Source organism: Klebsiella sp. GB_Kp047, from assembly GCF_040065235.1.
GTDB classification, from domain to species: Bacteria; Pseudomonadota; Gammaproteobacteria; order Enterobacterales; family Enterobacteriaceae; genus Klebsiella; species Klebsiella quasipneumoniae.
Genome location: NZ_JBEAJG010000028.1, coordinates 290,016 through 302,358, shown reverse-complemented (window position 1 = coordinate 302,358; position 12,343 = coordinate 290,016). Strand labels below are relative to the sequence as shown.

The 12,343-nt window shown below is 59.7% G+C and carries 10 protein-coding genes; 2 read left to right on the top strand and 8 right to left on the bottom strand.

What is annotated here, in order from left to right; all coding sequences use genetic code 11:
* Positions 1 to 253 precede the first annotated feature (253 nt).
* Entirely contained in the window at positions 254 to 2,245 is a 1,992-nt protein-coding gene (gene tkt, locus ABLV76_RS09940) for a transketolase (RefSeq protein ID WP_017899782.1), read from the bottom strand.
* 279 nt (positions 2,246 to 2,524) lie between these two features.
* Here tkt and ABLV76_RS09935 point away from each other — a divergent pair, with 279 nt between their 5' ends.
* Both ABLV76_RS09935 and ABLV76_RS09930 read left to right on the top strand, forming a co-directional pair.
* On the top strand, positions 2,525 to 3,283 hold the full coding sequence (locus tag ABLV76_RS09935) for a M48 family metallopeptidase (RefSeq protein ID WP_017899781.1): 759 nt from the start codon (positions 2,525 to 2,527) through the stop codon (positions 3,281 to 3,283).
* A 377-nt stretch (positions 3,284 to 3,660) separates the two neighbouring features.
* Positions 3,661 to 4,929, top strand: coding sequence for an OprD family outer membrane porin (locus ABLV76_RS09930; RefSeq protein WP_348878297.1), 1,269 nt, complete (start codon positions 3,661 to 3,663; stop codon positions 4,927 to 4,929).
* A gap of 136 nt (positions 4,930 to 5,065) precedes the next feature.
* Here the strand turns inward: ABLV76_RS09930 and ABLV76_RS09925 are convergent, their stop codons facing one another.
* Genes ABLV76_RS09925 through ABLV76_RS09895 form a run of 7 tightly spaced genes read right to left on the bottom strand, consistent with a single transcriptional unit; the run spans position 5,066 to position 12,334 of the window.
* A complete protein-coding gene (locus tag ABLV76_RS09925) occupies positions 5,066 to 6,706 on the bottom strand; it encodes a thiamine pyrophosphate-binding protein (RefSeq protein WP_053809963.1) in 1,641 nt (546 codons plus the stop codon).
* Between the two features lie 13 nt (positions 6,707 to 6,719).
* On the bottom strand, positions 6,720 to 8,189 hold the full coding sequence (locus ABLV76_RS09920) for an aldehyde dehydrogenase (RefSeq protein WP_017899779.1): 1,470 nt from the start codon (positions 8,187 to 8,189) through the stop codon (positions 6,720 to 6,722).
* Positions 8,190 to 8,204: 15 nt separating this feature from the next.
* A complete protein-coding gene (locus ABLV76_RS09915) occupies positions 8,205 to 8,969 on the bottom strand; it encodes an aspartate dehydrogenase (RefSeq protein WP_017899778.1) in 765 nt (254 codons plus the stop codon).
* Positions 8,970 to 8,978: 9 nt separating this feature from the next.
* Positions 8,979 to 9,773 (bottom strand): SDR family oxidoreductase, encoded by a 795-nt coding sequence (locus ABLV76_RS09910; protein ID WP_017899777.1) that lies wholly within the window; start codon positions 9,771 to 9,773, stop codon positions 8,979 to 8,981.
* Positions 9,757 to 10,527: an alpha/beta hydrolase gene (locus ABLV76_RS09905; protein WP_348878307.1), complete on the bottom strand. Its 771-nt coding sequence runs from the start codon at positions 10,525 to 10,527 to the stop codon at positions 9,757 to 9,759. Before ABLV76_RS09905 ends, ABLV76_RS09910 begins: the two co-directional genes overlap by 17 nt.
* Positions 10,528 to 10,536: 9 nt before the next feature.
* Complete coding sequence (locus ABLV76_RS09900) at positions 10,537 to 11,067, bottom strand: cupin domain-containing protein (RefSeq protein WP_025999198.1); 531 nt, start codon at positions 11,065 to 11,067, stop codon at positions 10,537 to 10,539.
* 10 nt (positions 11,068 to 11,077) lie between these two features.
* Entirely contained in the window at positions 11,078 to 12,334 is a 1,257-nt protein-coding gene (locus tag ABLV76_RS09895) for an MFS transporter (protein WP_004205154.1), read from the bottom strand.
* Positions 12,335 to 12,343: the final 9 nt, after the last annotated feature.

Sequence of the window (12,343 nt, the reverse complement as noted above, 5' to 3'; positions counted from 1 at the left end):
CAGCTAGAATAAGCCAAACGAGGAATAAAAGGAATGTTTGTCCAGCGCAATAAACCAGCTATATGACTCACATCACATTTTTGCTGGAATAATTTACAACCGTATTACATGGTTCAGGAATAGCAGATACAAAAAAGCCGGGTGACGAGGTAAAAGCAAAAACGGTAACCCTTGGGTTACCGTTTTTGGTGCTTGCCCCCTCTCCTGTGGGAGAGGGTTGGGGTGAGGGCATTAGCCCGCACCGTACCAGCGATTACAGCAGCGCTTTCGCTTTAGCGACCACATTGTCGACGGTGAAGCCGAACTCTTCGAACAGCTGCTCAGCCGGCGCAGACTCACCGAAGGTGGTCATGCCAACGATAGCGCCGTTCAGGCCAACATATTTGAACCAGTAGTCAGCGATGCCCGCTTCCACGGCAACGCGCGCGGTCACGGCTTTCGGCAGTACGGATTCACGATAAGCCGCATCCTGCTTGTCGAACGCGTCGGTGGACGGCATGGAGACCACGCGCGCCTTCACGCCTTCGGCGGTCAGTTTGTCCCACGCGGCAACCGCCAGCTCAACTTCCGAACCGGTGGCGATGAAGATCAGCTCCGGCTGGCCGGCGCAATCTTTCAGCACGTAACCGCCGCGGGCCACGTTCGCCAGCTGCTCTGCGGTACGCTCCTGCTGCGCCAGGTTCTGACGGGACAGGATCAGCGCGGTCGGGCCGTCCTGACGCTCAACGCCATATTTCCACGCAATCGCGGATTCCACCTGGTCACACGGACGCCAGGTGGACATGTTCGGGGTCACGCGCAGGGAAGCCACCTGCTCTACCGGCTGGTGAGTCGGGCCATCTTCGCCCAGACCGATGGAGTCATGGGTGTAGACCATCACCTGCCGCTGCTTCATCAGCGCCGCCATACGTACCGCGTTACGCGCATATTCCACGAACATCAGGAAGGTGGAGGTGTACGGCAGGAAACCGCCGTGCAGCGCGATACCGTTGGCGATAGCGGTCATACCGAACTCACGCACGCCGTAGTGAATGTAGTTACCGGCAGTATCTTCGTTGATCGGCTTAGAACCAGACCACAGGGTCAGGTTAGATGGCGCGAGATCTGCGGAGCCACCGAGGAATTCCGGCAGCAGCGGACCGAACGCTTCGATGGCGTTCTGAGAGGCTTTACGGCTGGCGATTTTCGCCGGGTTGGCCTGCAGCTTCGCGATGAACTCGTTGGCTTTCGCGTCGAAGTCAGACGGCATCTCGCCTTTCATACGACGGGTGAATTCGGCGGCTTCCTGCGGGAAAGCTTTGGCGTAGGCAGCGAACTTCTCATTCCAGGCCGCTTCTTTCGCCTGGCCAGCTTCTTTGGCATCCCACTGCGCATAGATGTCAGACGGGATGTCAAACGGCGCGTGTTTCCAGCCCAGCGCTTCGCGGGTCAGGGCGATTTCGGCGTCGCCCAGCGGCGCGCCGTGGGAGTCGTGGGTACCGGCTTTGTTCGGCGAACCGAAACCGATGATGGTTTTGCACATCAGCAGGGACGGTTTGTCGGTAACCGCGCGCGCTTCTTCTACCGCGCGTTTGATGGCGTCAGCGTCGTGACCGTCAACGCCGCGCACCACGTGCCAGCCGTAGGCTTCAAAGCGTTTGGCGGTATCGTCGGTGAACCAGCCTTCAACGTGGCCGTCGATGGAGATGCCGTTGTCATCATAGAAGGCCACCAGTTTGCCCAGCTTCAGGGTACCAGCCAGGGAGCACACTTCGTGAGAAATGCCTTCCATCATGCAGCCATCGCCCATGAAAGCGTAGGTGTAGTGGTCGACGATGTCGTGCCCCGGACGGTTGAACTGCGCCGCCAGAGTTTTCTCGGCGATAGCCATCCCGACCGCGTTAGCGATACCCTGGCCCAGCGGACCGGTAGTGGTTTCCACGCCCGCGGTGTAGCCGACTTCCGGGTGGCCCGGCGTTTTAGAGTGCAGCTGGCGGAAGTTTTTCAGCTCTTCAATCGGCAGATCGTAGCCAGTGAGGTGCAGCAGGCTGTAAATCAGCATCGAACCATGGCCATTGGACAGTACAAAACGGTCACGGTCAGCCCAGGCCGGATTGTTCGGGTTATGGTTCAGGAAATCACGCCACAGCACTTCGGCAATGTCAGCCATACCCATCGGGGCACCCGGGTGGCCGGATTTGGCTTTCTGTACAGCGTCCATGCTCAGCGCACGAATAGCGTTAGCAAGCTCTTTACGTGAGGACATTTTGACTCCAGTTCGGACTGTTGAAGGCCATGCCCTTAACGACTTGACGAGAGCGCGTTTTGGGCTACGCCGGAAAAAAGTGTGAACAATGTAACCCAAGCGACAAGTCATGTACATGGAGCATCCTTTTGCCCTTTAAGAAATCTCTGGAACAGGTTGTGCTACGCCGGAATCCGCTCGCCCGTATCCTGCGATACTCTTTATAATTTACGCAGAATACGGTTCCCTGCCGTCGCCGTATTGTCGGATAAACAACCATAAGATTGTGGAAGATAAAAAATGAAAATTCGCTCAACCGTACTTGCTCTTGGGATCGCAGCAACGCTCACCGGATGTCAGAACATGGACTCCAACGGTCTGCTCAGCTCAGGGGCCGAAGCCTTCCAGGCATACTCCCTCAGCGACGCGCAGGTGAAAACCTTAAGCGACCAGGCCTGTAAAGAGATGGACGCCAAAGCGAAAATCGCCCCGGCCAGCAGTGAATACAGCCAGCGGCTGAACAAAATCGCGGCTGCGCTGGGCGATAACATCAATGGTCAGCCCGTGAACTACAAGGTCTATGAGACCAAGGATGTCAACGCCTTCGCCATGGCCAACGGCTGCATCCGCGTCTACAGCGGGCTGATGGATCTGATGAACGATAATGAAGTCGAGGCGGTGATCGGCCACGAAATGGGCCACGTCGCGCTGGGCCACGTGAAGAAAGGGATGCAGGTTGCCCTGGGCACCAACGCCGTGCGCGCGGCGGCGGCCTCCGCCGGCGGCATCGTCGGCAGCCTGTCCCAGTCGCAGCTCGGCGATCTGGGTGAAAAACTGGTGAACTCGCAGTTCTCCCAGCGCCAGGAATCGGAAGCGGACGACTACTCTTACGATCTGCTGCGTAAGCGCGGCATCAATCCGTCGGGACTGGCCACCAGCTTCGAAAAACTGGCCAAGCTGGAAGCCGGCCGTCAGAGCTCGATGTTTGACGATCACCCGGCATCGGAAGCCCGCGCGCAGCATATTCGCGATCGCATGAAGGCCGACGGGATTAAATAACCGCCAGCGGGAGGCATGTCTGCCTCCCTTTTTTATCTACCAGTAAAAATATTTAGCCGCATCAATTGATAATTTAAGCGCACAAACCGTTAATTATGATTGCACCTCGTCGCAGCCAATTATTTTATATGCTGTTACTCAGCAATATATTATTTGGCAAATGAAAAACGGCGTACGCAATCCGCCTTTCAGAACCGGGTTCGACCAAATATTAAATAGTCCACCCCTCTTCGCCAAACGCAGCCAGCGCGCGCCACACCGCTTGTTTCCTGCCGATACCATTGCTCACACAATGATTGCTTTCGACATTATTTCAGGAGAATATCGCGATTGCAGTGATTCCCTTGAATATATCGACAGACAGAGAAGTGCCCTCAGTGAAAAAAGAATTACCATTCATCGCACTTGGCATTATTGCCGCCGCACCGGCTTTCGCCAGCCAACAATCGACCAGCCAGGGCTTTATTGACGACAGTCATCTGGATCTCTTTTTACGTAACGCTTATATCAAACGCGATTATCGCGATGGGCTGCCGGATAAAGCCGAATGGGGCCAGGGAATTATCGCCACCTTCGCATCCGGCTTTACCCAGGGGCCGGTCGGCTTCGGCGTGGACGGCATCGCCCAGTACGCCGTGCGTCTCGACGGCGGCCGCGGCCGTAGCGGCGCGGGCGGCATCGACTTTTTCGCCCAGGATGACGACGGCCGGGCAAAATCCGACCTCGCGAAATTCAGCGCCACCGGCAAAATGCGCTTTTCGAATACCGTGCTCAGCTACGGCAGCCAGCGCCCAATGCTGCCCATCGTCTACGCCGACGACTCGCGCCTGCTCTACGAGAGCTATACCGGCACCATGCTGACCTCACGCGAAATCGACGGTCTGGACATTAACGCCGGCTACCTGACCGATCAGCAGCGTAAAAGTGACGACAGCCACAACAGCGGTCTGAAAAGCCTCACCTTCGGCGGGGCAAGCTACCGGTTCAACGACCAGCTCAGCGGCGCGCTGTACGCGTCGCATGTCGAAGATGTGCTGAACAAACAGTATCTTGGCCTCAACTTTAAGCAGCCGTTCGCCGCCAGCCAGCAGCTGATTCTCGATTTCAACGGCTATCACTCACGTCTGGATCAAGAATATGCCGATGCCAATGACACCGGACGCAGTAACAACATCTGGAGTCTGGCCGCCAGCTATATCTGGGATATTCACACCTTTAAAGTCGCTTACCAGCAAAGCAGCGGCAGCACCGGCTACCACTATGGCGGCTACCAGAACCAGGGCGGCGTCGGCGATGGCGGGAACACCATCTGGCTGGCCAACTCCTACTGGTCTGATTTTAACGGGGAAGATGAACGTTCCTGGCAGGCATCGTACGGACTGGATTTTGCCGGGCTGGGGCTACCGGGGCTGACCTGGACCACCGCCTACGTGCGCGGGGATAACATTAAAACGTCAGAGACCAGCAACGGCAAAGAACACGAATGGTTCAATCAGGTTCAATACCAGGTGCAAAACGGGGCGGCGAAAGATTTGAAATTCAGACTCCGGTATTCGGTACTGCGGGTTTCCAGCAACGCCAGCGACTATAACGTCAGCGGCAATGAAGTGCGGTTCTACGTCGAATATCCGTTTAACGTGTTTTAGGCACGTCATGAACCCTCTCCTGCGGGTCGGCCCTCTCCCGGCGCGCAGGAGCAACCGTCCGGCGCCTTGATTAACCCCCTGTGCCGTACGGTACCCTCTCCCCGGAAGGGAGAGGGTTGGGGTCACTGGGTTATCATTAATACAGCGTCTTCTGCGGCGGGCCGGCAAAGCGCAGCGCGCCAATCTGGCCCATCTTCACTTCCACCACCGATGGCCCCGGCATCGCCAGCGCCTCGGTCATCACCGCCTGAAAATCCTCAGCCCGATCCACGCTCCACGCCTGCAGACCCATCGCCTGCGCCAGCAGGGTAAAGTCCGGCGTGTGCAGCTCGTTGTAATACTGGCGACCGCCAAAGTACTTATCCTGAATACCGCGCATCACGCCGTAGCCGCCATCGTTCATAATCAACAGCGTCACGTTGGCCTTCTCCTGCGCCAGGGTCGCCAGTTCGCCAAGGTTGAGGCTCAGGCCGCCGTCGCCGACCAGGCCGACCACTTTCCGTTGCGGATTGGCAATCGCGGTGCCCACCGCCATCGGCAGCCCCATACCGATGGCTCCGGCCAGAGAATGGATATTCATCAGCGGACCGTGAGCGCGGAACAGACGGCTGCCCCACAGGCTGCCGGAAACGGTAATATCGCGCACCAGGATGCCGTCATCGGGCAGCGCCTGCGCAATCGCGTCATTCAATTTAGCGTAAGCGCCGCACTGGTCGCGCAGCCCCTGCTCCGCCGCCTCTACCGCCTCTTTAAGTTGGCTATCCCAATGCGCATCGCCCCATATCCGGCCCTGTACCCGCTTCGCCAGCGCGTCTAATAAAGCGCGGCAGTCCGCCACCAGCGTGTTGTCCATCAGGTAGTTACGGCTGGCCGCCGCCGGGTCGATATCAATCTGCACCCTCGGCGTGGGCAGCGCCAGCGTCCATGAGCGCGTTTCGTTGCTGCGCAGCCGGGAACCGGCCACAAGTGTGAAATCACATTGTGAAATCAGCGCTTCAACCGAGGGAGAATTATGAAACGCGCGCAGGCTGGCGCGATGGCTGTCTGCCAGAATGCCGCGGCCGTGGGTACTGGAAATCACCGTCACCCCGGCATCCGCCAGCGTCTTCACCGCCTCGCCGCTCTCTAACGCGCCGCCGCCAAGCCACAGCAGCGGCTGCTTCGCCTGCTTAAGCTGTGCCCACAGCGCATCGACCATCGCCGGTTCCGGCTCAACCGCCGGAGCGCGTTTCAGCGGCGCGGTCAGCAGTGAAGGCGGAATTTTGGCGCTCTGAATGTCGATTGGGATCTCCACCGAGACCGGGCCGCACGGCGGCGTCTGCGCCTCCTGAATCGCCTTATGCAGGATAGCCACCGCCTGGTTGGCGTTGCTAATGCGGTAAGCGCGCTTCGAACTGGCTTTCAGAAAGGTCAACTGATCGCGGGTTTCGTGAATAAAACCGGTGTCGGCGTCCAGCCAGGCTTTTTCGACCTGTCCGGTCAGGTGCAGCAGCGGCGTACCGGCGTTCATCGCCTCAACCAGCGCGCCGACCGCATTACCCGCCCCCGCGCCGGTACTGGTCAGCGCCACGCCGAGCCCTGAAAAACGGCCGTGGGCGTCAGCCATGGTCACCGAGCCCGCTTCACCTCGCGCCGGAACAAAGCGGATTTTTTCCCGCTGGCCGACGGCATCGGCGATCGGCAGGTTATGGATAGAAATGACGCCATAAATGGCTTCAACGTGATACTGCTCCAGCGTTCTGGCGATGGCATCGCCGACGGTTATCATTTCGCTCATTGCTCACCCTTTCTCAGTCGCACCAGTGGTTGACGCTATTACCCGTCGCCAGATAAATGCTCTTTTGCTGCATCCAGGCCTTCAGCCCCTGGATCCCTTTTTCGCGGCCCAGACCGCTCTCTTTAAAGCCCCCAAACGGGGTCGAAATGGAGAAAACTTTGTAGGTGTTGATCCACACCGTACCGGCTTCCAGCTGCTCGCTCAGACGCAGCGCGCGGCCGGTATCGCGCGTCCAGATCCCCGCCGCCAGCCCAAAGACCGAATCATTGGCCTCACGGATTAACGCCGCTTCATCGCGAAAACGCATCGCCACCAGTACCGGCCCGAAGATCTCTTCCTGGCAAACGCGGGCCTGATTGTTCAGCCCTTCAATGATGGTCGGCAGGAAATAGCTGCCTGCCGCCAGTGCCGGATCCGCCGGGATCTCGCCGCCGCATAGCACCCTGCCGCCTTCGCGTTTCGCCAGCTCGACGTACTCCTGCACGCTCTGGCGGTGTTTATCGTTGATCAGCGGCCCGACGTGGGTGCCAGCGTTGAACGGGTGACCAACCCGCAGCCCTTGGGTTAACTCCAGCAGGCGGGCCATTAATTGCGGGTACACTTTGTCATGAACAAACAGCCGCGAGCCGGCAATACAGGCCTGGCCGCCGGAGCTGAAAATGCCGTAGCAGATGCCCCGCGCCGCCTGTTCGATATCGGCATCTTCCAGCACGATGGTCGGTGATTTGCCGCCCAGCTCCAGCGACGCCGGGATCAGTTTTTCCGCCGCCACATGCGCCAGGTGACGTCCGGTGGTGGTGCCGCCGGTAAAGGAAATTTTGCGCACCTTAGGATGGCGGGCCAGCGCATCGCCGATAATCGATCCTTTACCCGGCAGCACGCTCAGCAGTCCGGCGGGTAAACCGGCCTGCTCAAAGATCTTCGCCAGCTCCAGCGCCATCAGCGGCGTGGCTTCCGCCGGTTTGAGGATCACCGCATTTCCGGCGGCGATCGCCGGGGCCACCTTCTGCATTTCGCTGGCGATCGGCGAGTTCCACGGGGTGATCGCCGCCACTACGCCCAGCGGCTCATAGCGGCTCAGGGTCAATAGATCCGCCTGCCGCGGCGTCGGCAGCTCGCCCTCCAGCAGTTCACAGGCGGCGGCAAAATAGCGCGCCGTCCCCGCCGCGCTCATCACCAGTCCCCGCGCCTCCGCCAGCGGCTTACCGTTATCGCGGCTCTGCTTTTGGCTTAACTCATCAAGTTGCACCTCTATCAGTTCCGCGACCTTATGCAGGATCTTCGCCCGCTGATGCGGCAGCATCGCCCGCCACGTTGGCTCCCGCCAGGCGCGGTCGGCACAGTCGATCGCCTCCTGCAGATCATCGAGGCTTGCCGCATGCAGCGCCGCGTTAATAGCGCCATCCGCCGGAAACTGGCTGTGCATCAAATTGCCGCCGCCGCGACGCCACTGGCCGCCGATAAAAATGTCTAATTCGTCCATCTCAGCCTCTCTGCGTTATGCCAGTTCACGGCAGGCGCGTACCGCGCTCAGTGCCGCGAGGGTCGATGTTTTCGGATTGCTGGCGAGCGGCAGGCCGCTCAGCTCCAGGTGAAACTCGCCGAACAATCCTTCGGCGTGTAGCGTATGGGTGTTGCGTTGCGTAGCCGGATCGACCATCAGCTGTACCCGGGTCGCGTCAAGGCCGATACCGCCCAGCGCGATGGTTGCCGCCACGTTGGCATTCGCAGGGAATAACCGGGCCGCCTCGCGGGCGCTGCCCTCAAAGAAAATCTGCGCTTCATTGACCGCGCTGAGGTCGATAAGCTGTTCAGCATAGCTACCGCGCCAACTGGCCGGGCTTTTACGCGACCGATAGGTCACTCGTTCAAGCCCCCCCTCTTTCGCCGCCGCCAGGCCATCTATTCCGGCCACCGCGCCAGCCAGCAGCGTCAGCTTGCCACCCGCCTGGCGTAAACGCTGTTCCAGTTCGCTGTCCGCCAACGCACCGGTCGAGATCACCGCCAGATGCCAGCCGCGCGCCAGCACCGCTTCGCCGTACTGCGCGACCGCCTGCTGACTGGCGCATTCCAGCACCAGATCCGGCGTCCCACCGCATTGCAGCGGATCGGTAAGCGGCGTCACCGTTTGACCAAACTGCAGGCAGATCGCTGCGTGATGCGATTCGCGCGCCACGATCCACTCCACCCTCACCTGCGGCGGCAGGCGTTCAATCACCGCCTGGGCCATCGCGCCATAGCCAATTAACATGACCTTTTTCATCATCTTTCCTTACAGATGGCGACAGAAACCGCCGGAAACGTCCAGCGCCGCGCCGGTGGTAAAGGAGGCCAGCGGCGAAGCGAGGAATAGCAGCGCTTGCGCTGGCTCCTGCGGCTTACCGAGACGCGCCATCGGGATCCCCCGCTTACGGGCGATATCGGCGGTCCACTGCTGCCAACTCTGGCTCTTATCGCTTCGGCTCTCAAAACGGCGCTGCCACTGCCCGGACTCCACCATCCCCAGCAGAATGGAATTCACTCGAATGCCTTTATCCACCAGCTCTTTCGAAAGAGTCAGCGTCATATTGAGCAGCGCGGCGCGGGCGGCAGAGGTGGCGATCATGTGCTCTTCCGGCTGTAACGCCAGCAGCGAGTTCACACAGGTAATCGAGGCGATATCCGACGCCTCAAGCAGCGACTGAAAGGCCTTTACCGGGTTAATCACGCCGAACAGTTTCAGTTCGGCTTCGTGCAGCCAGGCCTCGCGTGGCGTATCGGCGAAGTGGGCGACATAGCCCTGGCCGGCGTTATTAATCAGCATATCGACGCCGCCGAAACGCGCGGCGACCGCGGCGGCGAACGCCTCAACTTCCGCTTCGTTCAGTACGTCACAGCGCCAGGAGAACACCTCGCCTTCTGGATATTCGTTTTGCAGTGCTGCATAGGCGCTGGCCAGACGATCCGGGTTGCGGCCGCAAAAGGCGACCTTCGCCCCTTCGCCCAGCAACAGGCGCAGCGTTTCAAAGCCGATTCCTGACGAACCGCCGGTGACGACCGCGACGCGTCCTTCAATTTGTGCATTCATCGCGCACCTCTTCCCCTATGCGTAAAAGCTGTTGATTAAAAAAGATTTCGTTATCGAGATAGCAGGCATGCCCAGCCTGCGGGATAGCGATGTAAGGAGCGTCGTAACGCAGCGCCACTCCCTGCACTAACTCCGGTTGGGTAATGGCATCCTGCTCGCCACACCACACGGAGAGACGACCGCGATAGTCGGCGAGCCAACGGTGAATGTCGTCATGAGCCAGCATCCAGGCCGCGGCGAGATAACCGTCGCGGCGTAGCCTGCGCATCCCCGCCGCCACCGTCGCCACATCAGCTTCGCGCGCGCCAGGGCGCAGAAGTTTTGCCGCTCGCCCCTGGGCCATCGCCTCGCCGCCTTGCGCTATCTGCTGCTGACGCCCTAGCCAGACGTTTTCCCGCTGTGCGACCTCCGCCTGACCGTAGCCCTGCGCGACGTCGGCCAGCACCAGATAAAGCACCCGCTGCGGATATTTCGCGGCGAAGGCAGCCGCCACCAACGCGCCCAGCGAATGGCCGACCAGTACGGTTTGTTCTACCCCGGCACGGTCCAGCATCAGCGCCAGCGCGTCAGCGTAATCGCCAGCATCCGCCGGCGCCGCCGCAAGCATCGGGCTTTCGCCATAACCGGGCATATCCCAGGCCAGGACGCGGTAGCCGGGCAGCGCCATCTGTTTATGCCAGGAGGCTGCGCCGGAACTGATGCCGTGCAGCAGCGTCAGCGGTACCCCGCATCCTTGTTCACGAAAACCCGTCATCATCGCTCCTTAGTTACGCTTCACTTTTGACAGCGGATGATCTTCCGGATAAGTCGGAACATGCGGTTTCGGCGTGCCCAGCATCACGCACATCAGCGCCTCCTCTTCGCCGTGGTTAAACAAACCGCGGTAAATTCCAGGCGGCACCGAGATCAGATCGCGTTCGCGCAGTACCGTTTCGGTATAGTTGTCGCCATCCTGAATCATCAGGGTGATCTGCCCTTTGAGCATGAAGAACACCTCTTCTACGTCATCATGCAGATGCAGCGGGCCTTCACATTTGGACGGCAACACCATGGTGGAAAAGGTGAAGTGCTCCGCCGGAACGGTGTTGGTATCGCTGGCGACGCCGGTGGCGCCGGTGCCGATGTAGCGCATCTGCGCGCGGCGATATTTGGGGTCGAAATCGGCCTGGAATTTCAGCGCATTCCAGTCGTATTTACGGCCTTCGAAGCGCGCGATACGCGACTCCACCCACTCTTCCATCGTCAAATGGTCAGGTTTCAAACTCTGTTTTGCAGTTACGGTTGAATCAGTCATCGTTTTATCCTCAGTAACGTCTCAGCAGCGGCAGTAACAGGGCGCAGCCCACCGCCGCCATCACTGCCAGAAAAATCAGCCCGGAATCCATGCTATGGGTGAAGGCGATAAGCGCGCCCATCACCGCCGGCGATAGCGCCCCGGCAAAGTTTCCCAGCCCGTTGAAAATCCCCCCCGCCGTGGCGCTGACCCGTGGATGGGTCGCTTTAGCCAGTAGGGCGAAAATGTTCGGCGCGCCGGTGCCCCACATAAAGGTGCTAAAGCTCATCGCCGCGATTACCGGCAGCGGCGTGGTGAAATGCATCACTGCCGCCAGGCCAATACCCGCGCCTGCCAGGGAAATAAAGCAGGCGGCGGCGCGCCTATCGACGCGGTCGGACAGCCAGGCGCCGATAATTTCGCCTAGCAACATGGCGATAAACGGCATCGACGACAGCCAGCCGGCGTGTTCCAGATGAATGCCTTTACCTTTAATCAGGTAGCCCGGCAGCCAGCCGTTGATCCCCCACAGATAGGCGAGAAAGGCGATGTTGAAGATGCAGATCATCCAAAAATGCGGACTCACAAAGAGCTCGCGACGCGCGCTGCGGCGCGCTTCCTGCGAGGTTTTATCGCTGCTCGCTCTCGCCTCCAGTTGCACGCCGCGCAGCCCGATGCGCACAAAAATCAGCACCGGTACCGTCAGCATCGCCATCACGAAAAATGTGCTCTGCCAGCCGAAAGTATTAAGTAGCCAAATTGACAGCGGGAATCCCAACGCTGCGCCAACCGGCGTGCCGAGCAGCCACAGCATGGTGGCGCGGGCCTGTAGCCGCTGCGGGAAGGTGTGGCGCACCACGGCAAACGCCAGCGGGAACAGCGGCCCTTCGGCGATGCCCAACAGGACGCGTAGCATCACCATCAGCGCGTAGTTGTGGGTGAAACCCATGATCACCATCAGGATGCACCACACCACCATCATTCCAGTCAGCAGACGCAGCGGCGCAATCCGGTCGCCAAGGCCGCTTAATAACACTGACGAGAAGCCGTAACTCAGCAAAAAGGCGCTCATCAGAATGCCCAGCCGGGTGGTGTCGAAATCGATGCCCATCGCCTGCTGGAAGTGACTATCGGAAAACAGCGCGGCGATACTGATTTTGTCGAAAAAAGCCAGCAGCACGCAGGCCAGCAGGGACAGCGGAATGGCCCAACGAACTGCTTTTTCAGGCGTGCGGACGCCCTCGCCGCTCGCCTCTGCAGGCGCGGCGTTGGTCTCTAATGTGGTCATTTCTCCCCC